Source organism: Hymenobacter setariae, from assembly GCF_007713685.1.
Taxonomy (GTDB): Bacteria; Bacteroidota; Bacteroidia; order Cytophagales; family Hymenobacteraceae; genus Hymenobacter; species Hymenobacter setariae.
The window spans coordinates 443,215-463,600 of the sequence record NZ_VMRJ01000004.1 but is presented as its reverse complement, the minus strand read 5'-3'; the positions used below and the strand labels follow the sequence as shown (position 1 = coordinate 463,600).

Genomic DNA, 20,386 nt, shown 5'->3' with positions numbered 1-20,386 from the left:
TTGCGCGCTGGCTAGCCATTTTGCCTAGTAAGCTGCTCACATTCCTTCGCTTTGCTCCACTTCAGCCAGTTGCTAGGGCAGTAACTCATGATTGAGCATAGCCCCGGCCAGCCCGCCACCAGCTATGGCGAGGCTCAACGCGCGCATAAGCACGGTGGCGTCGCCGGCGGCGTAAATTCCGGGCACCGTCGTCTTGCCTACAGCATCTACTTGTAGGTAACCCGCTTCAGTGTAGGCGCAGCCCAACGCTTGTGGCAGCAGGCAGTTTTGAACCATACCGGGCCGTACGTAAAGAGCTGCCAGTGGCACTTGGCGACCATCAACTAATTCTACATACTGTATATGCCCCTCTGTATGATGCAGGGCTTGCACGGGCGTTTCTTCTACTTGCACGCCTCGCCCGGCTAGTTGCTGGCGCTGGTCGGGCGTGAAGGTGGCTGGTCCGTTCGTGAAAACGGTGAGCTGATCAGTCCATTGGTGCAGCAGACGAGCGTGTTCCAGGGCCGCGTCGCCATTGAGTAGCGTCCCGGTGGGTTGGCCACGGTATTCATAGCCGTGGCAGTAGGGGCAGTGCACAGCCGAGATGCCCCAGCACTCGGCCACGCCGGGTTGGGTCGGTAGTACATCGCGCACGCCAGTGGCGAACAGCAGTTTGTGCGCAGTGATTTCGCGCCCCGTGCTGGTCATTACGTGAAAGGCGCCGTTGGTGCCGGAGGCAGCCACGGCGGCTTCCGGCACCAATTCGACGGTAGGGTAGGCTAGTACCTGCGCCCGCGCTTGGGCGGCTAACTCGGCGGGCGGGGTACCGTCTTGGGTTAGAAAATTATGCGCGTGCGGGGTCACGCGGTTGCAGGGCTGGCCAGTATCGAGTATCAGCACGCGTCGTAGCGAGCGCCCTAGCGTAAGGGCAGCCGAAAGGCCGGCGTAGCTGCCGCCAACAATGAGTACTTCTACAGCTGATTGATTTTCCATAAAGCAGGCGAAAGACGGCTTGGTGCGGTCTGACTTTTGAGAATAGCAGCGTCACTTGATTCCTTTCTTAGAAAAAGTAGCAAGGGCGCCGATAGAACGTTCAGCGACTTAGGCAACACGCGCTAATCGCGGTTGGATAGCTCTAAGCAAGGTGGCGGCATAGGAAATCCGTGCTCAGGTCAAGCGCTTCGCTGGCTGCCACCAACGTACCGGCACTACCAATGAAAACGTGAGTGAGCGATTCCCACACGTGCAGCTCGGCGGTGGTGCCCGTCGCTTGCGCCCGCGCTACGTAGCGCCGCGCATCATCAAGCAGTACTTCGGCCTGTCCGACGTGCACCTGCACGGGCGGCAGGCCCGCCAGGTCGCCGTACACAGGCGATGCCTGGGGGTCGTAAGCGTCGTGGCCCTGCAAATAGAGTGCTGCGTTGGTAGCCAGCGCAGCTTTAGTCAGCAGGAAGTCGGCCTCCGCCTGCGTGTGCATGCTTTCGGAAGTAAGCGCCAAGTCGGTCCAGGGTGAGTACACCACGGCTACGCGCGGTACCACGGCTCCAGCCTGGGCTACTAAGCTGGCCGTTAGTACCAAGCTCAACCCTCCGCCGGCTGAGTCTCCGACTATGCCAATGCGATGCTTACCTAGTGCTGCCAGGCCGTGGTAGGCGGCCAAAGCATCCTCCACAGCGGCCGGAAAGGGGTTTTCGGGGGCCAGGCGGTAGTCGGGCACGAAGCATTCGATGCCCGCGCGGCCCACCACTTGGCTTACCAACGTGCGAAAAGCCTCGGCCGTGCCTAGCACGTAGGCCCCACCGTGCAAAAAGAGGAGTGCCTGGTCAGGGACAGTTGGTGAGGCGGGCCGGCACCACCAGCCCGCCACGCCGCCCACAGTATCGGCCGCGTAAGTAACTCCAGGGTAGAATGGGGTAAACAATTTGACAGCATCGAAATCGGCCCGGGCATCAGGACCGCGCAGCAGGCGGCCTTTGTTGGGTTCCAGCCGCTCGCGCATGGCCATCATTACGTCGCGGTCAGCGGCTGTCAATGCATGAAAAATCTCAGGTTCCAAAAGGGCATCCATCTCAAAATCAACTTAACTAGCAGTGGCAAACAAAAAATAAGGTTGAAGCCGCGCCCTATAGATTAGCGCCCCCATTGACGAGCAAGTGCTGGCCGCTCACGAACGAGGCGAGGTCGCTGGCAAAAAATTCGGCTACGTTGGCTACGTCCGCCACCGTGGCCAGCCGGCCCATCGGATTAGCGACAATTAGATATTCCACGGAGGAGTGGCCCTCGGTAAAGATGCCCGCCCCCGCTGTAGCGTAGGGAATGATGGAATTGGCGGTAATTCCCCTAGGTCCCAATTCCTTAGCCAGTACGTCTATCAGGTAGCGACCCGGCGTTTTGCTACCCCCATACACCGCCATGCCCGGCGCCGGGAAAGCCGTGGTGCTGCTGGCCACGTAAAGCAGGCGGCCATTGTCAGCCACGGCGCGGGCGCCCTGCTGCAGAGTGAAGTAAGTCCCCTTAGCGTTGAGGCTAAACAGGTGGTCGAATTGCGCCTCGGTAAAGTCAGTGGCGGGCAGGTCCACCAGTTCAACGCCTGCATTGGCCACCACAATATCGAGTCGCCCATAAGCTCGTTGTGCTTCGGCAAATAACCGCTCAATGTCGGCCACCCGACTCATGTCGGCTTGCACGGCGATGGCTGGTACGCCTAGTGCCTGCACGGTACGCAGCACCTCATCGGCCGCTGCCTGGTCGCGGTAATAATTGAGCACCACGCTGGCTCCTAGGGCGGCGTAGCGTTCGGCAATGGCCCGGCCCAGTCCACGTGCCGAGCCCGTGACAAGGGCCACCTTATTTGCTAAGGTCTTCATAGACTATAGTATAGGAATCGACGGAAAAGCAGTTCTAGGCCATGCCGCCATTGGCTCCGATAATCTGGCCATTGACCCACTTAGCCGCGTCGGTGAGCAGAAAGCTCACCAGGTGGGCGATGTCGTCGGGCTCGCCCAGGCGATTGAAGGCTGAGAAAGCAGCGGCGCGGGCAATAGCTTCGGCTGGCTTGCCTTGCGTAAACAGTTCAGTATTGGTAGGGCCGGGGGCTACGCAGTTCACATTGATACCCCGCGCACCGACTTCCTTGGCAAAAACCCGCGTGAGTTGCTCCACAGCGGCCTTGGTGGCCACGTAGGTGCCGTAGGTAGGGAGTGCTACGCGCACCACTGACGACGAGAAGTTGACAATGCTGCCACCATCGGCCATCCGGGTAGCCGCCTCGCGCAGGGTATTGAACGTGCCGCGCACGTTCACGTCGAACTGGCGGGTAAAGTCTTCGTCGGTAGTGGCCTGTACAGGTTTGGTGAGCATGATGCCCGCGTTGTTAACCAGCCCGTCAAGGTGGCCGTAGTGGGCGAGGCTCTCCTCGAAGAGGCGGGCTACCTGCGCCGGCTGGCTCACGTCGGCCCGGACCGCCAGGGCCTCGCCGCCGGCTGCCCGAATGGTTTGTACAGTCTGGTCGGCTTCGGCCTGGCGACCGGCGTAGTTGATAATAACACTGGCACCGGCTGCGGCCAGCTGGCGGGCAATGGCGGCCCCAATTCCTCTTGAGGCGCCGGTAATAAGTATGATTTTCTGGGCTAAGACTTGCATGTAGAAGCCAATCGCTAAGGGGTAATTGGCGACAGCAAAGGTCCCGCATGCCCTCACCGACCTACTTGCGAAAATCCGCGCATTACCTGCAAATAGCTAAGCTACGGATGGCGGTTGCCGGTACTGCTGAGGCGTCAGCCCGGTGTGCTTCTTGAAATAGTTGCTAAAGTGAGCCGGGTCAGTAAAGCCTAGACGATAAGCAATTTCCTTAATGGCTAAGTCAGTGTGCTGCAATTGCGCCTTAGCTTCGGCCACCGCCTTCTCGGCAATCCAGGTGCCGATGGCCTTGCCCGTTTTGCGCCGAATGACCTGAGCTAAATAGTTGGGGTGCAAGTGCTGGGCGGCGGCGTAGTCTTGCACCTGGTAGGCTACGCTAGCGGCCCCACTACTCAGGTCACGGTAGTGCTGTTCGAGGGTACGGCGAAAGTGGCGCACGATAGCCGAGCTGCGATTGCCCTCAGAGAGGGGATTATAGCCTAGCCAAAAGTGCTCTTTGAACTTGAGCAGCAGTGCCCCCACCAATTGCCCTAGCAGGCGGGCGCGCAACGGCGAGTGGCCCTGGTACTCACGTGCCAGTTGCTGATAGAGTATCTCGAACTCGGCAAATACGGCAGGTGTAACGGTGTTGGCTGGCATGGTCTCGGCCAGCAGAAACGGAAATTCTGTGAACACGTCCGCGTGCACATTTTCTTTCAAAAAGGCTTCGCTCAGCGTCAGGAGGTAGGCCTCGCCTAGCTCCTGGTACTCAAAAGCGCGGTAGTGACTAGGGTTAGTAAAGTAGATAGTGCCCGGCCGCAGGTCAAACCGTTGCTCATCAATCAGGTACCAGCCTTGGGCCTGCTTGACAAAGCCCAGTACGAAGAAGTTAAGCCGCTCGGCTGGCGCGCTGAAGGGCAGCGGCTGGCGCAGCTCACGCAAGTTGAAAATACTGAATTCCAGCGTGGGGTCCAGTAAATCGAGCGGTAGGCCGAGGTGGCGGTACTGGTCACGAAGCGTTTGATACATGGTAAAAGACTGGGACCCACTAGTGGCTTTGCTTACAAATAAGAGCCGCTAGGCTCATATTGACCAAGTATTGCGTAGTGCTAGTTTAGTGCTTCACCAAGACTAGCTTACCACTGTTCGGTAATAAGATTGCCTCTTACGTGCCCGCTACCCCGGCGCCCGCCTAGGGTGCGGCAGGCAGGAGATACCTACCGCCTAAGGCTAGAACGTAAGGCAAATCTTGCCGAAGTGACTTCCTGCTTCGAGGCTGCGCAGGGCGGCTTGCACCTCATTAGCCGCGAACACCTGGTCTACTACCGGATGTAACTGTGTAGTTTCCAGCGCCTGGTTTAGCGCGGTAAAGTCGGCTACGCTACCTACCTCCATGCCGATAATATTGGCCTGTTTAGCCATGAGCATGGGCACATCGAGCGGGGCTTCAGTACCTTTTTGCAGTCCCATTATTACTAATCGGCCCCGCGTGGCCAACGCTTGTAGTGAGAGGCGCAGGTTGTCGCCACCCACCGTTTCGAGTACGGCGGTGGCTCCTAGGCCCCCGGTCGCCGTGCGCAGTTCCTCGACCCAGTCGGGCTGAGTGGCGTAGTTGAAGGTGAAGTCGGCTCCCAGCTCACGAGCACGGGCCAGCTTGCCCTCGTCCTTAGACGTGATGGCCACCCGGCAGCCGCGGGCCTTGGCTAGTTGCAGGGCGAAGAGCGAGACGCCCCCCGTGCCGTGCACCAGCACCGTTTCACCGGGCTGCGGGTGGCCGTATTTGAGCGCGTTCCAGGCGGTGAGGCCGGCGATGGGCAGCGTGGCCGCCTCCACGGCGCTCAGGTAAGTGGGGCGGCGCAGCACGGCATCGGCAGCCACGGCCACGTACTCGGCCAGGAAGCCCGGCTGGCCTAGGCCCGGCCGGTAGTAGTTGTCGGTTTTGGCGGGAGTCGGCTCGCCCTCGCGCCAGCGCGGTATGAATACCGATGTTACTTCGTCGCCCACCGCCAGTGTGCTCACCGCGCTGCCCACGGCCGCGATGGTGCCGGCTGCGTCGCAGATGGGGATGTGCGGCAGCGGCAACTCCGGGTTGATAGCGCCTTTGATGACCAGCAAGTCGAGGGCATTGAGCGACAGCGCCTGCACCCGCAGCACTACTTCATGGGCTTGGGACACGGGCATGGGTGCCTCAGTGGGTAGCAACTGGTCGATGCCAAGCTGCTGGAAACGGAAGACTTTCATAGGCAAGGAAAAGAAGAAGGGCAGGACCACTGAGACCTTCGTACTGAGCGAGCGGGACTAGCCGTCGGACTCAAAAGTGGCGCAGTGTCTGGCCTGGCTGCAAGTAGAAACCTTTTGGTGCGTTGGTTACCAAAAAGTTTACGTGCTGTTTTCCAGGCATCTATTTTTCGTTGGTACTTGCTTGTCAACGCTCAGTACTATAGCGCAACCCTAGGCGTAAGCACAATGCAGCTTGTGTGCTGCTCGCTCACAGGATAGTTGGCAGCACGCCACCGTCCGCCCGTAAGGCTGCCCCGTTGATGGCTGCAGACAAGGGACTAGCCAGGTAGGCCACCAGGCTGGCTAGCTCGCTTGGCTCGATAAAGCGTTGGAGCAGGGAAGTGGGATTAAGGGTCTGCATCAGCCCTGCTTTTACCTGGGCCACTGGCTGATTTTGCGCGCTGGCGATATGTTCTATTACTCCGGCTACCCCCTGGGAGTACGTCGGCCCCCCTACCAGGCTATTCACCGTTACGCCGGTGCCCTTGGTGAGCTCCGCCAGGCCACGGGCAATGGCCAGCATGGCCGTTTTGGTCATGCCGTAGTGAATCATGTTGCCGGGCACGTTGATACCCGCCTCGCTGCTGATAAAAAGTATGCGCCCCCAGTTGCGGGCCAGCATGCCCGGCAGAAGGGCGCGTGACAGCCGCACCCCGCTGAGCACGTTCACTTCAAACAAGTGCCGCCAATCCTCATCCGCGATGTCAGCAAATTCCTTCAGCTCAAACAGCCCGACATTATTTACTAAAATATCAATAGGAGGGAGGGCTGCTACCAAGTCGTTGACTTGCGCTGGCTGCGCAAAATCGGCTGCAATGCCCGAAATACTAGCTCCTGGTACTTGCTGTGCTAGCTGTTCAACGGCGGCGCTGACCCTTTCTTGGGTGCGGCCATTAAGGATGACCGTCGCGCCTTCTTGCAGTAACTGCTGGGCGATGGCCAAGCCAATGCCTTGGGTAGAGCCACTGATAAAGGTCGTTTTAGTAGCGAGATGTAAATCCATAGAGGAGAAAAGAAGGGGTGCTACCCCTTAAGGTATTTTTGTGTTGTTCATTACAAAAATAGGTAAAAAATTTTAGCGCAGGATTTCTAGCTGCATTTCAATCTGCTGGCTAAGTACTTCCGCATTCGGGTGCATGCGCCGAGTGACGTTCAGCCCATTCCAGAGCGTAAGCAGGTAGCGTCCGAGTAGCAAGGGGTCGGTCTGATTACGTAGCTGGCCGGCTTGCTGAGCCCCAGCAATAGTGCGCACAAATAATTGCTCTACTTCCCGCAGAATATCCACGGCTTCTTGTTCAAGTTCCCCATCCAAAAAAGCCATTTCTACCACCGTATTTACCACGATGCACCCTTGCAAATGCGTCGAGTGGTCGGCCGTGGCGATACTGCGAAAAAAATCCCTAATCAGTCCCATTGGGTCGGCACTCAGTTTGAGTTCCTTCTCAAATTGGTTGAATGCTTCCCGGCGCTGTTGCAGCGCAAGCCGGAACACTTCCTTTTTACCACCCTTGAAAGCATTGTAGAAGCTACCGCTGCCAATACCCATCGCGGCCAGTAGTTCTTCCAGCGAAGTAGCAGTGTAGCCCTTGCGCCAGAAAAGGTGCTGCGCCTTGCTCAGCACTTCCTGGTTGTCGTAGGCAGTGGGGCGGCCGCGCGCAGAAGATGACTGTTTAGAAGGCATAGCGACTTATCGCTTAAGTAGGAATAATCAATAGTTGTGGCCCTCTCTTAGCGGGATAAGCTATAAGGCTTGACCCGTCAGCTACCTCATCCAGCAACTGTCTGCTTAAGCCAAGCAGAACAGTTATTGATGACAGCGAGGGTAAAACTACACCAGTCCCGTTTTGGTTGCTAGCTAGGACTAGGACAAGCTTGGCGCTGTCACTAGCCGAGCTTTGCGACTGGTTCGTAACGGGCAAGATAAAAGCGTCTACGTTCCTGTCGGCCGCCTGCTGCCATTATGATGCCACTCTAACCAGTGGGATTGCTAAACACTTTTATTCTCACCCAATGCCTACCCCGGTTACGTTGCCCGCCGCCCAATGCCCGATGGATTATGCCTTCCAACGCATCGGGGGCAAACACAAAGGCCGCTTGCTTTGGAATTTACAGGATGGCCCTATACGCTATGGACAGTTGCGGCGGCTCCTTAGCGGTGTGTCAACCAAAATGCTTACCCAGGCGCTTCGCGAGCTGGAAGCCGACGGCTTAATAGCGCGGCAGGAATTTGTGGAAGTGCCACCGCGCGTGGAATACACTCTGCTACCCAGCGGCCGCCAATTGCTCCCTTTTATCGACTTACTGCGCGGGTGGGCCGAAACCCAAATGCAGGCAACTGGAGTGCCCATTATGCACAACATTAGCAGTTAGCGCCAGAAAGGTCCTTCTTAATGCTGCGTAGTTGTTACTGGTGAAATAAGCCATAAGCCCTGCTGCGCAGCTACAATCTAGTGGTCGGAGCGAAAGCGACTTCGGCTATTTTAACTACAATAGTGCAGCTGACTTCGATAATCAGCTAGACATTGGGGAGGAGGGAAGCCGTTGAATAGTCAGGTATTGTATCCAGTAAAAACCGCTCATCAGTCGTTGCTGTCTACGCGATGGTAACGGTGGTGCCTGCATTTACTCTTGCCAGCATGCAGTAACTCGAGTCTTTGCGAGCATTCCATACGGGGTATTTGCAGGCTTACGACCTAGGTAAGCCACAGTCATTCCTGGTCCTGCCGATTGCGATGACTGAAGTGCTGCACAATCGCCGCAAGGCGACGTGCGCTACCACTTCGTGATTACTATGGCGACGCTCTAAGACAAGCCACAGTCAACTGAATTCTCTTTACGACAGGCCAACTAGCCTGACTTAGTGTTACCCGCCTAGGCTCCGTTGTACTTCCTTTTGGTAAAGGCCACCGACGGGCAGTTCCTGCCCAGCTACTTCTAGGTGCTGCGTGGTAAAGGACTTGACGTGGTGCAGCCCCACGATAAAAGAGCGGTGGATGCGCAAGAACTGGTCGGCGGGTAACAACTCGGCCAAGCTGCTGAGCGATTGCTTAACCAGTAGGGGCTTATCGGTGTTGGTGACGATGCGCACGTAATCCTTTTGGCTTTCCACGTACTGGATAGTGCGCAGTACCACTTTCACGGCGCGGCGGTCGGTGCGCACATAGATAAACGCCTCGGGTGACTCTACCGGCAGCGGAACGGGTGCAATATTAGGGGTGCCCGTGGCGGGCGCGTGTCGTCCCGCTACCTTATCAATGGCCCGCAGAAAGCGGTCGAAGGCGATGGGCTTCAGCAAATAGTCTACTACGTCGAGCTCGAAGCCTTCGAGGGCATACTGGGGGTAGGCCGTGGTGAAAATAACCGGCGGGGGATGGCGCAATGAGCGCAGGAAATCGGTACCCAGCAGCTGCGGCATCTGAATGTCGAGCAGCAGCACGTCTACCGGCTGCTGTTGAAGCACCTGGAAGGCTTGGAGCGCATTTTCGCAGCGCCCGGCTAGCTCCAGCGTGGGCACGGCGCGCACGTACGTTTCCAGCACATCCAAGGCCGGGGGCTCGTCATCTACGAGCAGGCAGCGCAGGGGCATAAGTAGAAGAGAAATCGGGAGTTTCAGGATGGGAATGAGCCACTAACTCCAGCGTGAGCACCGCTAGCAGCAAGCCTGGCTCAGGCGTCAGGCGTAGCGTATGACGGTCAGCGTAACGCGCCGCTAAGTGACGGCGCAATGCTAACAGATGGGGTTCAGAGAAAGCAGGTGTCTCCTCTAGCGCAGTAGTCAGGGCAAAGCTCATCTTCAGCTGGTTGCCGGTCAACGTCAGCTGTGCGCTGAGCCAGCCAGGGCCGTCGGCGGTTGTTCCTTGCGGGAGTAGCTGCTCGAGCAGAGGCAGCCACAGTAGCGGTGCTATAGGCTGGCTGTTCGCCTGCCCGGCCACGTGAAAAGACACCTCTAACTGTTGGCCCAGCCGGGCCTGCTCTAGCGTAAGATACTGCTGCAAGGCGCTTAGGTCTTGGCTCAAGGGTACGTATTCGGCTTGGCTGTCGTAGAGCACATAGCGCAGAAATTGCGACAGCGTTAGGAGCAGGCCGGGCGCCTGAGGGTCTTGCTCGTCAAGTAACCGTTCGAGGGTAGACAGGCTGCCTAGTAGGAGTTGCGGGTGCAGTTGTGCCTTGAGCAACTGTAACTCGGCGCGGGCTTGCTCGCGAACCAACTGCCCGGCAGCCTGCTGCTGGCGCTGCCAGTTTTGCAGCAGCTTGTAAGTAGCAATCAGCAAGATGACAGTGCCATACTCATGAATGTAGACCTGATTGACGAACAGACCCTGAAAATGCCGGGGGTCGAGTGGTTGAGCGGGTAAGTGACGCAGCCAGGGGTCGAGCCAGGCTACGTGCAGCGCACTCAACAGCCGAAACAGGTAACAGATGCCTAGCGTGAGCAACACAAACCGCCCGAGGCTACTGGCCAGCCGGCCGGCCAGCAGCGGGGGTAGCACCCACCCTCGAAACGCATAGGCGTACAGCAGCCCAACCCCTAGCACGTAGCCAAACAGGATAGGCAGAAAGTGCGGCGATTGCTGGTAATTGAACCCGAAGAAATAGCTGGCTACTGTGTTGCGGTAGTCAGGATAAATACCCTGCGGCACGCCAAAATAGACGAGCATGGCCCCCCAGAAAAGCAGGTGCCGAAACAGGCGCGTAGCGGGCAGGAAGGAAAACATGCGCTGGGGTGGCTACGAAGTGGCTAGTAGGGGCCGCGGGTACTTCCCGCGAACTGGCCCAGTAACCCTGGCCGGGACCATCTCCAGAGGTAGCGTGAGCTCCACTGTGTAGTGGGTGGGGGTAGGGCGCAGGTGCAGCCTGTGGCAGCCGGGGTATAGCAGGGCAAGGCGTTGGCGTACATTGGGCAGGCCCAGGCCACCTGGTTGGCTATTTAGTGCTGGACTGGCGGGGTCACAGGTGTTGCGCAAGTAGAAGTGCAGCGTTGTGGCTGTCGCGTGCAGGTGAAGTTCCAGGCGCACGGGGCCGGTTTGGGCGGCGGCGCCGTGTTTGAAGGCGTTTTCCAGAAAGGGCAGTAACAGCAGCGGGGCGAGCTGCTGACCTACTAGCTTGCCCGTCACGCGCAGGTCTACCGTCAAGCGAGCGCCATAGCGCAACTCCTCCAAAATCAGATAATTGCGCAGCAGGTCTATTTCCTGCGTCAGCGGCACGGCCAGTATGTCGGCACTACTGGTAACCTGGCGCAGCAAGCCCGCGAGCTGGCGCACAGCGTGGCTGGCTTGCGCCGATTGGCGCAGCGTGAGGGAGTAGATAGTATTGAGGGTGTTAAACAAAAAATGTGGTTGCACCTGCGCTTTCAGCAGTTGCAGCTCAGCCGCTAGCGTGTGCTGGGCTAATTCTTGATTAAGCTGTTCCTGCTGGTACTGATACCGGAATACCTTGAGGGACGCCGCTGCCACCACAAGGCTGTTTGTAACCATGAAGCTGGCATCGAACAAGTGGCGCCAACGGTCAGCTGGTAGGGTAGGAGCTTGGTCTATAAAGGGTACCAGGTTGCTTTGGAGCAGCCCTAGGCGCAGCAATAGAAACGCGGCTAGCCAGCCCACTACCCCCAGGCCAAATGCCCGCGCCTGGCCCCGTAGTAGTCGCGGCAGCACGCCGTACAGCAGCAGGTAGGTCATGGGCAAATACTCGAACCCAACGAGCGGGATGATACACCGCAGCACATCTGCCCAGCTACCCGACCAGTACCGCCACGAGGCACCCAGCAGGCTCACGAATACCAGCCAAAAAGCCCCGTGTCGCCGCAGCCAGTCGAGGGCCGAGCGGTCGGGAGCCAGAAAGCGCGCAAACTCGTGCATGGTAAAGGGTTTCCTAGTGGGGAAAGCTGCAAAAGAAGCGCTTGGTCCTCAAACTAAAGCGGTCTGCTGTTCTGCTGGCGACAGAGACGTCTTTTTCGTCGCTAGACAATGCCATGCGTCGCTGAAAAGCTGGTACTGGCCGACCGAATGGTTTCGTCGCCAGCTATCCCCTTTCGATACCCCTAGGCGGCCCCCCGGACGAACAAGATTTTCACGCCTGACCAGGGCCGATACCTTTGACTTGTCGCTGATATTCCTTCTTATATCGGTAGGCAATGAGTTGTCAACTAATTAATAAAACCTATGAAAGTCACATTTCAGGTTCTGTGTCCACAAGCAGTTGCGCTGGCGCTATTGTGTCTGGGGCTAGCCACTCCGTCGCCAAGCGTAGCCCGCCAGCAACTCAATCCAACTCGCCAGGCAGAACCCGCCGCCGGGCTCCGCGTCATCATCACCCCACTGGCTGATTTACCCGTGGTGCGGGTGCGGTACGAGAGTGCTCACTATGGCTCGGTACGCTTGGAACTACGTAATGAGCGGGGACAGGTGCTGTATTCGGAATTGATGCGCTATTCGCGTTTTGCCGGTGATTTTGACTTGGCTGCCTATCCAGCTGGTAACTATACTATTGCCCTGCAAACGCCGGGTGACCAGTATACCCAAACAGTGCGTTTGGGTAGGCTTAGCCCTGTGGTAGTGACCCTAGTAACACCTTGAGCAAGCTGATACTAGATTCTCGGGATACTTAACTTAATTATTACCCCAGTAGCTATTTCTTGCTCATGAGCTTTATCAAACAGATACCCCTTGGAAGCCAGGGGCTGGTAGTACCCGTGGAGGGCCTCGGCTGCATGGGCATGAGTGGGGGCGTAAACGGCATGAACGTATATGGCGCGGCTGACGAGGTCGAAAGCCTCGCCACCATTCATCGCGCCCGCGAACTCGGCGTGAATCTGCTCGATACAGCTGATTTGTATGGCCCGCTCACCAACGAGCAACTTGTGGGTCGTGCTATTGCGGGCCAGCGCGACCAGTATATCGTCGCTACCAAGTTCGGGTTTGAACTGGACGAAGCGGGTGTCTTTACGGGGCGGCGCAACGGCCAGCCAGCTTACGTGCGTCGGAGCATCGAACGCTCGCTGCGGAATCTAGGCACCGATTACGTAGACCTCTACTATCTGCACCGCCCTGACCCCGCCACTCCCCTGGAGGAAACGGTGGGCGCCATGAGCCGCTTGGTTGAAGAAGGTAAAGTCCGCTACATAGGGCTAAGCGAAGTAACGGCGGCGGAGTTGCAGCGGGCCCACCAGGTGCACCCCCTCACGGCCCTGCAAATGGAGTACTCACTCTTTGACCGCCGCGCAGAAGCCAGTGGTGTGCTGCAAGCTGCGCGCGAGTTGGGTATTGGCTTTGTGGGCTACTCGCCGCTCGGCCGAGGCTTCTTGTCGGGTAGTATCAAGACGCCCGATGACTTCGAGCCGGGTGATTCGCGTCGCTTTTTTCCACGTTACCAAGGCGAGAACTTTACCAAAAACCTAACCTTGGTACGAGCACTCACCGCTGTGGCCCAGGCCAAGGTCATCACTCCCGCGCAGCTCGCGCTGGCGTGGGTACTCGCGCAGGAGGTAGTCGCTATTCCTGGTACTAAGCGCCGCTCTTACCTCGAGCAAAACGTGGCGGCAGCACAGCTTACCCTTACCCAAGCCGAACTAGCCGAGTTGGAAGCACTACTGCCAGTTGGCAGCGTAGTCGGAGCTGCCTACCCGGAGGCATTTAGTTAGCTAGTGATGTAGCCGAGACTCACAAGGCATCCTCAGTTGCGTTCGTTTAACCTTATTGCCACTCTATGCGTGCCTTCTTCTCGTCCGTACGGCTACTTGGTACGGCTAGCTTTATGCTTCTGGCTACTGCTTTACAAGCGCAGCTAGTCGCCCAGCCTGCGCTGCAAAATGATGACTTTCAGGCTAAAATTTTGCTCGCGTTATCTGACGCCGACATGGTGCCCTCTGCTTATGCCGACGACCATCTAGGCCCCGTAGCCGGCACCGATGTGCTCAGCGTGCTGGCCTTCGATGGTCAGCGCGCAGCTCCTACCAGCGTGCGCACGCTGCCCCTGAGCAACTCCGTCACCGGCCCGCCCGCTGCCGTCACGACCACGCCCGATGGCCGCTATGCTATCGTTATTGAAACACGCGGCCCTCGCCTAGCCTCGGGTGCTGACGTTAAGCTGAGTGGGTTACCCAACGGGCGTACCCTCACAGTGGTGGATTTACGAGACCCTCAGAAGCCGCGCGTAGTGCAGCAGCTGGTGGGGCCGGCGCGGGCCGTTTCGGTATCGGTGAGTGCCGATGGCACGCTGGTGGCCTTGGCGGTGCACCCAGCCGGCGATGGCACGACCGCGCCGCTGTGGCTTTACCACCTAGCAGGGGGGCAGCTAACGGGCGGGGTAGCCGTACCCATTCCGGGCTGGACGCCCGGCGATGAACTGGTGCATGCCCTCTTTCACCCGACCCGCCCGCTGCTGGCCCTCACCAACGTCACCCGGCACCGGGTGCTGATGGTTGAGGTGCAACCCGTTGGCCAGCAGTGGCAGCTGCGGCCGTGGGGCAACGAAATAGCCATTGAGGCCGGCACGCTCCTCAGTTGTTTCAGCTCCGATGGCCATACGCTGTTCGTAAACGGCACGCCCGCCCCGCCGCCCAATAAGGCGCCGCAGGGCGGCGCGGTGCTTAGTATTCGCCTCGACGCGCATCCGGTCCCCAGCCAGGCTCCGGTGCACGAGGTTGTCAGTCGGCTGCCCACGGGTACCATTCCGGAGGGGCTCACCATCAGTCCCGACGGGCAATTACTAGTAACGGTCAACTTAGAACATACCTATTTGCCGCTGGGTAATCCGGCGCGCGGGCGCTACGCCTCGCTGTCGCTCTTCGCGGTAGACGCGGCTAGTGGCCAGCTTACGGCGGCCGGCACCTTTGCCTTCGATGGCATGCTGCCGGAGTCGGCTACGTTCGATGCCAGCAGCCGGCGGCTGGCCGTAGCCAATTTTGGCGAACTGGATAACCTCACGGGGCCGGGCCACCTTGATTTCTGGCGTGTGGTCGGCGCGGTTAGCGGTCCCGAGCCCCTGCGCCTAGTTAAAACTGCTTACTCATTGCCCGTGCAGCGAGGCGTGCATACGTTAGCCATTGTGCGCTAATGTTTTTTTCACCGTCAACTCGGCTGCCAGCGCTAGGGGTTGCGTCCCTTCTGCCCGAGAGGTACGGCCCTGCTGTTCCGGCACCATGCTTAGTAGCACGCACTATCTTAGCCGCAGGCCAAGCTTTACTCATTAAGTAGGCTATCAGCTCGGTTTTACCTGCAGTAGATACCTCCGTTCGACAGGCTAAAACTTGCCGTTTTGATTCTTGCGGTCAGCCTCAGCCGGAATTTCCTCAACCACATCCCAGTGCTCTACAATTTTATCGTTCTCAACGCGATATAGGTCGTAGTAAGCTACGTGCTTATCAAGGTATTTTCCCTCGCTCAGCGCTAACACAAAATTGCCTTCGCCCAGCACCAGATGCAATCGGTCATACTGAGCTGGCATACCCTGCGCCGCCCAGCCCTGCCGCGTTTCTAAGAACTCAGCTACTCCGTCGCCCATGTGGGAATTATGCTGGGCGAGGTAGTCACCATTAAAATAGGTGTTTACTGCATCTAGGTGCTGCTCTACCAGCACCTGCTGGGTAAACTGCTGCACTAAGGCCTTATTGGCTGCCGTCTTGTGCAAATCGATGGCTTGCGTTTTGCCATCGGTCATGGTACGGCCGGCTTTGTTGCGGCCCGCGGGCATATCCTGCAGGTTGTCCCAATGTTCAACGGCTACCCCGTCTTCGTAACGATGAATATCAAAGGCTACGGTGTGGCCGAATAAATGGTAATCCACGTGCACGAAGGCATAGTCGCCATCCTCGAAGGCGCGCACCACGTGCGCGTACACTTTATCGAGTGGGAGCAGTCCATGAATGGCGTCGATGCCGGCTATCCCATCGGCTAGGTTCGGATTATGTTGTTTATAACGAGTTGGGTGTAATAGCCCGAGCTGGGTAGTGGTACCGAGTTCGATGCTGCGTTGTAGCACCGTCGTTTTCTCTTTATGTGTGCGTTCCATATGGAAGAGGGGAGTAGAAGTGAGACGACCCACCTGACAAATAGCGAATAGCCTCAGTGCCTGTGGTACTGAAACTTATACCCGATTGATTAACAGGCTGCAAAGGTCTAGACGTACACTGGTGCAGGCAAGTAGGGCGAAATTGTTCAGGTATGGATAAATTCACCCCCGTACCTCTCGCTGGATGCTCTGCCGCTACTTTTAGGTGTATCGCTATTTAGTGGCTCATTATCTCATGTACAAACACAAGCTGGAGCGGCCGCTCACCTGCGGCGTAGGCGTAACGATGGAATTACTAGGCGGAAAATGGAAGCCCTGCCTGCTGCATAATATTCGGCAAGACTTGCGGCGGCCCAGTCAACTGCACCGCAGTAATGCAACCGCGACGCCGCGAGTCCTCAACCAGCAACTCAAGGAGTTGGAAGCGGACGGCCTAATCTATAAGGTTATTCATGCCGTGCTTCCCCCTAAGGTAGAGTATTTTCTTACTCCTTTTGGGGAAAGTTTGCTCGCCGTGGTTGATGCGATGCAGTCTTGGGGTGAGGCGCACGGCGACGAATTTCGAGCAGTGGTAGCTCGCCGCTTGGAGCAGTCTTAAGTGATGCGCCAGTGCGTTAACAGTGCGTAGAGTCACATTTTGCCTTCGTGGTTAGCGGCTGTTTGCGTCTTTATCGCACAGGTGATGATGCCGTAGAGCACATCCTACGTTTTGCCCCTGAGAATTGGTGGCTTAACGACTACGAAAGCTTTCGAAGTGGGCAGCCTGCCAAAGGTGCCATCGACGCGCTGGAAGGTACGCTCGTGCTCCTATGGTCGAAAGAAATTGGGAACGGTTGAAAAGAAAAGCCCTGCTGCGCGCATTGATAGTCATTGCTTAGCGGCTTACTTACCGTCGCCAAGCGCCTCGTTGAGGAATTGTACCCAAGGTCGGGCGGCGGCAATGCGGGCCACTACGCGGTCTATAAAATCGGGCGCTAGTACCTCGGTATCGCTGAAGTAACTATTCACGCCGAAGCTCTTAAGCTTCAGCCACGGCAAGTCGGGGTCGTCGGCGGTGTAGCCGCGGGGTGGGCGCGTCAACTGCTCCACAGTCATATCTAGCCCCGCGGGAAAGTGTTGGAGTAACTCGGGTGCTGCCAATTGGCGGTGAAACTCGGCGCTACTGTAGTGGATTTCCTGGCGAATGGTGACTAGCTCGGCAGGGGTAGGGGTGAAGCGTCCTGCCCGCAGCCAGGAACCGCCACCCGGCATCAGGGCTAGGAAGTAGCCTGCCCGCTCAGCATGCCGCCCGCCCGGTACCAGCCCCGACCCAAAGCGGCGCTTGTAGGGTTCCGGGTCGGTCTGGCTCCGGTCATTTTTGAGGAGGCGGAACATAGCTTGCGCTGGCGTGAGGCCCGCCAGCTCGGGAGCAATGGGGGCAACTTGGCGTATCACTTCTGTCACCAACGCGGCGAAGGTGTCGCGGGCACGCAGGTAGTCGGCGCGGTGCCCCTGCATCCAGGCGGTGTTATTGTTAGCCGCCAGGCGGCGCAGAAAATCTAACACGAAAGCAAGGTCCATACCGCGCTAAACGGCGCAGCCCACTTGAGGTTTAGCCCCGCACTACCAGGTCACTGAGTTGCACTTGGCCGCTGTTGGGCCGGTCACGTTCTGGGCAAACAGGACGTTGTTGCCCCGTCAGCGGTAGATAGCCAGCGTGCGTAGGGACTCGTCATGCCAGTCGGCTTCCAGTACCGGCTTTGACTCATGCTTATAGCAGGGGCGCACTAGGTATAGCCCTTCTTAATTGTGCGCATCAAAGGCAGCACCGGGGCGTGGTGCGGGTTAGTTCGCTGGGTGGATAATGGCGAAAAATATAGTAATATATCGTGGGTAGGCTAAGGCTTTTTCGTAGTGCCTCTCACAGTCAGGCAGCCAGCATGTCTGGGCTAATAATACGCGGTTTGCCTACCTGCTGCGCGAGCATGAACAGCAGCTAGACATCTTCTCTCCTTACTCACCCATCCGCGCGTCAGCCTGTAGCTGTAGTGGTAGTTAAGAAGCGGGTGCTAGCTGTTGGTCGAGTAGAAGACCTAATTAGCGTCGTCCAGCATGTCTAACTAGCCTTACAGGTTTTGGCAGCAGTCGTGGGGTGGGTCAGGCATATTAAGTTTTGCGAGATTTAACTAATTGATTGTTAATAATAAAAGGCCAAATCCGTCCCCATTAATGAGTAGAATAGAATACGTATTGTAATGATAATTAATATGGCAAGCCGATAAATAAGAAAATACAGGAAAAGGCTTTGGATTTATCCTTACCCTCTACAGGTCCGGTCGAAGTCCTGGGTAGGGGTTAAGCTTTAACCGAAAATAAAATACGGACTAGCTCTTCCCAAGTAAAAACCATTTGTCAATAAAATCTACAATACTCGGAAAGGAAGCAAGTCTTGTGCGCCCTCTACTAGAATGAACACATGGCACTGCTACCCAAACCAACTCCACCAACGCCTGCTTCGGAGGGCGAGTGGAAAATAAAAAAGGAACTCCAGCAAGAGTCCCTTTTAAAAATTATTTATTATGAATGTCCCAGTTATATGAATTACGTGGGAAAAGTTTGCCGGATTTAATTAAAATAAAATACGGCGAGAAGTTTTATTATACTAATGCCTGGTGCTACCTGGATTTGGTCACCTCCCTTATCCGTAGCCGCATCCATTCCAAAAAGTCTCGTCCTAACGCCTGGACTACCCTTAGCACAAAGAAGCTTAAGAAGCGCTATGGTAGAATCGGTGCCGGGGACCGCCCATGGCTTTATCTGCTCATCCGACAGGACTTGGTGAACTGGCAGATGATTATGCAGCATACCTACCAGGTGAAGAAGAATGAGCGCCGGGCGGACTACAAGCTCAAGGACGAGCGCTGGGCGGAAGGCTTCAAACTCAGTGAAATTGCCCTACCCCGCGCCCTACAAGTAGTAACCCCAATGCAGGTGAAGGCAAAAGGTATCCACGGCAAGCTTCAAGCTATTGTAAATAAGAGTCTTACTGTTGACTTTGACGCAGCGTTAGCCTTCTGTGACTGGGCGCTGGGCACCTCGATGAAGCTCAAGGATAAAACCATTGATTGGCAGGAACTGGCTGAAACCAAGAGCTACGCCAAGTTCCGTAATCGGGTCGTGAACGAGGAGGTCTACTCGCTCTGGCTCTACCACCTCAATCGGATTGTCGCCCAAGATTTTCGCTTCAAGCACTGCGAAGTAACAGGGCGAAACTTTACGACGGTCACCGCGATGCCCAGTCCTGTTCGCCGCTTCTTACTGCTGGATAAAAAGCCAGTAGTCGAGAGTGATGTTCGGTGCGCCCAACCTCTGCTTTTCACGAGCCTGGTTCATGCGTACTGCGACGCCCAAGGCATGAGCCAAGTCCCAGCTGACGTTCAGAAGTGGCAGCTTCTATGCGAAGAAAAGGACGAGGCAAAATCACTCTACCAGCATCTTTTCCGGTCCATGCAGCGCGCAATGGTGACCTTGAATTGCTTGCGAACCGTGGACCCGGCCACCCAAGAAGTCAAATTCACTAGTAAATACACGAAGGCGTTCAAGGTAGAATTCTTTGCCGGAATTTTTTTCGATAAAGACAAGAACAGCCATATGCGCCAGGTTTTTGCGGCGGAGTTTCCCGCCGTGTCTGCTGCTATTACTTATTGGAAGGCACAACCAGGTGATAATCTGCCTGTACGGTTACAAAAGATGGAGGCGGACCTCATGCTGGAGAAGGTGTGTCCGCTGTTGCTTAAGCAGAAAATCAAGGTGCTGACCGTCCACGATGCTATCCTATCACATTCCTCGCATAAGCAAGCGGTTGAGGCGACCATCCGGCGCGTTTTCCTAGAGCAAGCTGGCTTGAGCCCAGTAGTTAAGTAGCTGTTCTTAGGTAAGAAATCAGAACCCGCTACCGCACCGAGAAACTCGAACTCTTCGTGAGCTAATAAAAAAATATATCTCCCCGATTGTACGCTTTCCTGTCCAGTAAGCCACTGGCTAGTAGAGGTTAGGTTTGCATTCGATTGGAGCTATAAAATTCAGGACTTGATGTGGCCCTTGCAGGTTGCAGTCGCGCAACCACCCAGCTACTAGCTGGTGCACGTGGGCCAGCGAGCGAAACGGCGGGGTGTCGAGCGACTCACGGCGAGGCGAGCCATTGCAGCGCTTGGTATATGCTTTCTGGGTCGGCTTGACCAGCTGAATCCATTGTAGAATAGTGTATTGGCTGCCGCGGTAGGCGTAGTACGCGGGCGTTGGGACGGATGCCGAGTGCTTGCTGTCCCCTGGCCTGCAGCCGGCTGCGCAGGACATAACGGCCCATTCGGTCGCCTGCGGCTCGCAATTCGGCCTGCAGGTGACGGGTGCTATAGTGACCGGTATAGTATGGCAGGTAAACGCCCGCTGGGCGGCGGGCTGCCAGCCAAGTGCTGGGCGTGGGGTGGCTGCCCGCTACTGGTAATAGCCGCTGGGGCTCACGTCT

General features: G+C 57.0%; 20 protein-coding genes. 6 read left to right on the top strand and 14 right to left on the bottom strand.

The genetic code is table 11. The features are described 5' to 3' along the window. Positions 1-72: 72 nt before the first annotated feature. The 8 genes from FNT36_RS16875 to FNT36_RS16840 all read right to left on the bottom strand — a co-directional run bounded on the left by FNT36_RS16875 (position 73) and on the right by FNT36_RS16840 (position 7,558). A complete protein-coding gene (locus FNT36_RS16875) occupies positions 73-972 on the bottom strand; it encodes an NAD(P)/FAD-dependent oxidoreductase (protein WP_144850080.1) in 900 nt (299 codons plus the stop codon). A gap of 142 nt (positions 973-1,114) precedes the next feature. Beyond that, positions 1,115-2,047 carry an alpha/beta hydrolase gene (locus FNT36_RS16870; protein WP_233635998.1) on the bottom strand — a complete coding sequence of 311 codons (933 nt, stop codon included), beginning with the start codon at positions 2,045-2,047 and terminating at the stop codon, positions 1,115-1,117. 55 nt (positions 2,048-2,102) lie between these two features. Continuing rightward, positions 2,103-2,846 carry an SDR family oxidoreductase gene (locus tag FNT36_RS16865; RefSeq protein WP_144850078.1) on the bottom strand — a complete coding sequence of 248 codons (744 nt, stop codon included), beginning with the start codon at positions 2,844-2,846 and terminating at the stop codon, positions 2,103-2,105. A gap of 34 nt (positions 2,847-2,880) precedes the next feature. After that, positions 2,881-3,621 (bottom strand): SDR family oxidoreductase, encoded by a 741-nt coding sequence (locus tag FNT36_RS16860; RefSeq protein ID WP_144850076.1) that lies wholly within the window; start codon positions 3,619-3,621, stop codon positions 2,881-2,883. Positions 3,622-3,717: 96 nt separating this feature from the next. Beyond that, a complete protein-coding gene (locus tag FNT36_RS16855) occupies positions 3,718-4,626 on the bottom strand; it encodes a helix-turn-helix domain-containing protein (RefSeq protein WP_144850074.1) in 909 nt (302 codons plus the stop codon). A gap of 201 nt (positions 4,627-4,827) precedes the next feature. Next, the gene (locus FNT36_RS16850) at positions 4,828-5,838 is read right to left on the bottom strand and encodes a zinc-dependent alcohol dehydrogenase family protein (RefSeq protein ID WP_144850072.1); all 1,011 of its coding nucleotides are present in this window, start codon (positions 5,836-5,838) and stop codon (positions 4,828-4,830) included. Positions 5,839-6,085: 247 nt separating this feature from the next. Then, positions 6,086-6,880 carry an SDR family NAD(P)-dependent oxidoreductase gene (locus FNT36_RS16845; RefSeq protein ID WP_144850070.1) on the bottom strand — a complete coding sequence of 265 codons (795 nt, stop codon included), beginning with the start codon at positions 6,878-6,880 and terminating at the stop codon, positions 6,086-6,088. Between the two features lie 72 nt (positions 6,881-6,952). Next, on the bottom strand, positions 6,953-7,558 hold the full coding sequence (locus FNT36_RS16840) for a TetR/AcrR family transcriptional regulator (protein WP_144850068.1): 606 nt from the start codon (positions 7,556-7,558) through the stop codon (positions 6,953-6,955). A gap of 329 nt (positions 7,559-7,887) precedes the next feature. On the opposite strand from FNT36_RS16840, the gene FNT36_RS16835 reads away from it, so the two are divergent. Further along, the gene (locus FNT36_RS16835) at positions 7,888-8,247 is read left to right on the top strand and encodes a winged helix-turn-helix transcriptional regulator (protein WP_144850066.1); all 360 of its coding nucleotides are present in this window, start codon (positions 7,888-7,890) and stop codon (positions 8,245-8,247) included. 493 nt (positions 8,248-8,740) lie between these two features. On the opposite strand, the gene FNT36_RS16830 is transcribed toward FNT36_RS16835, so the two are convergent. The 3 genes from FNT36_RS16830 to FNT36_RS16820 are packed head-to-tail and all read right to left on the bottom strand — an operon-like array spanning position 8,741 to position 11,732. Further along, positions 8,741-9,463, bottom strand: a complete 723-nt coding sequence (locus FNT36_RS16830) for a LytR/AlgR family response regulator transcription factor (protein WP_144850063.1) — start codon at positions 9,461-9,463, stop codon at positions 8,741-8,743. Continuing rightward, positions 9,435-10,592: a sensor histidine kinase gene (locus FNT36_RS16825; RefSeq protein WP_144850062.1), complete on the bottom strand. Its 1,158-nt coding sequence runs from the start codon at positions 10,590-10,592 to the stop codon at positions 9,435-9,437. The genes FNT36_RS16830 and FNT36_RS16825 overlap by 29 nt, the downstream gene beginning before the upstream one ends. 12 nt (positions 10,593-10,604) lie before the next feature. After that, positions 10,605-11,732: a sensor histidine kinase gene (locus FNT36_RS16820; protein WP_144850060.1), complete on the bottom strand. Its 1,128-nt coding sequence runs from the start codon at positions 11,730-11,732 to the stop codon at positions 10,605-10,607. A gap of 303 nt (positions 11,733-12,035) precedes the next feature. Between FNT36_RS16820 and FNT36_RS16815 the strand changes: the two genes are divergently transcribed. The 3 genes from FNT36_RS16815 (at position 12,036) to FNT36_RS16805 (ending at position 14,928) form a co-directional block, all read left to right on the top strand. Next, positions 12,036-12,449, top strand: coding sequence for a hypothetical protein (locus tag FNT36_RS16815; protein WP_144850058.1), 414 nt, complete (start codon positions 12,036-12,038; stop codon positions 12,447-12,449). A gap of 65 nt (positions 12,450-12,514) precedes the next feature. Further along, positions 12,515-13,513: an aldo/keto reductase gene (locus tag FNT36_RS16810; RefSeq protein ID WP_144850056.1), complete on the top strand. Its 999-nt coding sequence runs from the start codon at positions 12,515-12,517 to the stop codon at positions 13,511-13,513. A 113-nt stretch (positions 13,514-13,626) separates the two neighbouring features. Then, positions 13,627-14,928: a lactonase family protein gene (locus tag FNT36_RS16805; RefSeq protein WP_233635997.1), complete on the top strand. Its 1,302-nt coding sequence runs from the start codon at positions 13,627-13,629 to the stop codon at positions 14,926-14,928. A gap of 186 nt (positions 14,929-15,114) precedes the next feature. On the opposite strand, the gene FNT36_RS16800 is transcribed toward FNT36_RS16805, so the two are convergent. Then, positions 15,115-15,882 (bottom strand): nuclear transport factor 2 family protein, encoded by a 768-nt coding sequence (locus tag FNT36_RS16800; RefSeq protein WP_144850052.1) that lies wholly within the window; start codon positions 15,880-15,882, stop codon positions 15,115-15,117. A 235-nt stretch (positions 15,883-16,117) separates the two neighbouring features. Between FNT36_RS16800 and FNT36_RS16795 the strand changes: the two genes are divergently transcribed. Further along, on the top strand, positions 16,118-16,480 hold the full coding sequence (locus FNT36_RS16795) for a winged helix-turn-helix transcriptional regulator (RefSeq protein WP_144850049.1): 363 nt from the start codon (positions 16,118-16,120) through the stop codon (positions 16,478-16,480). 284 nt (positions 16,481-16,764) lie between these two features. Here the strand turns inward: FNT36_RS16795 and FNT36_RS16790 are convergent, their stop codons facing one another. Beyond that, on the bottom strand, positions 16,765-17,442 hold the full coding sequence (locus tag FNT36_RS16790; RefSeq protein ID WP_144850041.1) for a DUF2461 domain-containing protein: 678 nt from the start codon (positions 17,440-17,442) through the stop codon (positions 16,765-16,767). 1,002 nt (positions 17,443-18,444) lie between these two features. Between FNT36_RS16790 and FNT36_RS16785 the strand changes: the two genes are divergently transcribed. After that, positions 18,445-19,785, top strand: a complete 1,341-nt coding sequence (locus FNT36_RS16785) for a hypothetical protein (RefSeq protein ID WP_144850039.1) — start codon at positions 18,445-18,447, stop codon at positions 19,783-19,785. A 117-nt stretch (positions 19,786-19,902) separates the two neighbouring features. Here FNT36_RS16785 and FNT36_RS26010 read toward each other — a convergent pair whose 3' ends face one another. After that, a complete protein-coding gene (locus FNT36_RS26010) occupies positions 19,903-20,217 on the bottom strand; it encodes an integrase core domain-containing protein (protein ID WP_144850037.1) in 315 nt (104 codons plus the stop codon). Between the last annotated feature and the right edge of the window lie 169 nt (positions 20,218-20,386).

Excerpts from the sequence above, each read along its gene's own strand:
- FNT36_RS16790 (WP_144850041.1), bottom strand. The coding sequence starts at position 17,442 with ATGGACCTTGCTTTCGTGTTAGATTTTCTGCGCCGCCTGGCGGCTAAC.
- FNT36_RS16850 (WP_144850072.1), bottom strand. The coding sequence starts at position 5,838 with ATGAAAGTCTTCCGTTTCCAGCAGCTTGGCATCGACCAGTTGCTACCC.
- FNT36_RS16840 (WP_144850068.1), bottom strand. The coding sequence starts at position 7,558 with ATGCCTTCTAAACAGTCATCTTCTGCGCGCGGCCGCCCCACTGCCTAC.
- FNT36_RS16825 (WP_144850062.1), bottom strand. The coding sequence starts at position 10,592 with ATGTTTTCCTTCCTGCCCGCTACGCGCCTGTTTCGGCACCTGCTTTTC.
- FNT36_RS16865 (WP_144850078.1), bottom strand. The coding sequence starts at position 2,846 with ATGAAGACCTTAGCAAATAAGGTGGCCCTTGTCACGGGCTCGGCACGT.
- FNT36_RS16830 (WP_144850063.1), bottom strand. The coding sequence starts at position 9,463 with ATGCCCCTGCGCTGCCTGCTCGTAGATGACGAGCCCCCGGCCTTGGAT.
- FNT36_RS16860 (WP_144850076.1), bottom strand. The coding sequence starts at position 3,621 with ATGCAAGTCTTAGCCCAGAAAATCATACTTATTACCGGCGCCTCAAGA.
- FNT36_RS16810 (WP_144850056.1), top strand. The coding sequence starts at position 12,515 with ATGAGCTTTATCAAACAGATACCCCTTGGAAGCCAGGGGCTGGTAGTA.
- FNT36_RS16785 (WP_144850039.1), top strand. The coding sequence starts at position 18,445 with ATGTCCCAGTTATATGAATTACGTGGGAAAAGTTTGCCGGATTTAATT.
- FNT36_RS26010 (WP_144850037.1), bottom strand. The coding sequence starts at position 20,217 with ATGTCCTGCGCAGCCGGCTGCAGGCCAGGGGACAGCAAGCACTCGGCA.
- FNT36_RS16805 (WP_233635997.1), top strand. The coding sequence starts at position 13,627 with ATGCTTCTGGCTACTGCTTTACAAGCGCAGCTAGTCGCCCAGCCTGCG.
- FNT36_RS16875 (WP_144850080.1), bottom strand. The coding sequence starts at position 972 with ATGGAAAATCAATCAGCTGTAGAAGTACTCATTGTTGGCGGCAGCTAC.
- FNT36_RS16855 (WP_144850074.1), bottom strand. The coding sequence starts at position 4,626 with ATGTATCAAACGCTTCGTGACCAGTACCGCCACCTCGGCCTACCGCTC.
- FNT36_RS16835 (WP_144850066.1), top strand. The coding sequence starts at position 7,888 with ATGCCTACCCCGGTTACGTTGCCCGCCGCCCAATGCCCGATGGATTAT.
- FNT36_RS16845 (WP_144850070.1), bottom strand. The coding sequence starts at position 6,880 with ATGGATTTACATCTCGCTACTAAAACGACCTTTATCAGTGGCTCTACC.
- FNT36_RS16800 (WP_144850052.1), bottom strand. The coding sequence starts at position 15,882 with ATGGAACGCACACATAAAGAGAAAACGACGGTGCTACAACGCAGCATC.
- FNT36_RS16870 (WP_233635998.1), bottom strand. The coding sequence starts at position 2,047 with ATGGATGCCCTTTTGGAACCTGAGATTTTTCATGCATTGACAGCCGCT.
- FNT36_RS16815 (WP_144850058.1), top strand. The coding sequence starts at position 12,036 with ATGAAAGTCACATTTCAGGTTCTGTGTCCACAAGCAGTTGCGCTGGCG.
- FNT36_RS16795 (WP_144850049.1), top strand. The coding sequence starts at position 16,118 with ATGTACAAACACAAGCTGGAGCGGCCGCTCACCTGCGGCGTAGGCGTA.
- FNT36_RS16820 (WP_144850060.1), bottom strand. The coding sequence starts at position 11,732 with ATGCACGAGTTTGCGCGCTTTCTGGCTCCCGACCGCTCGGCCCTCGAC.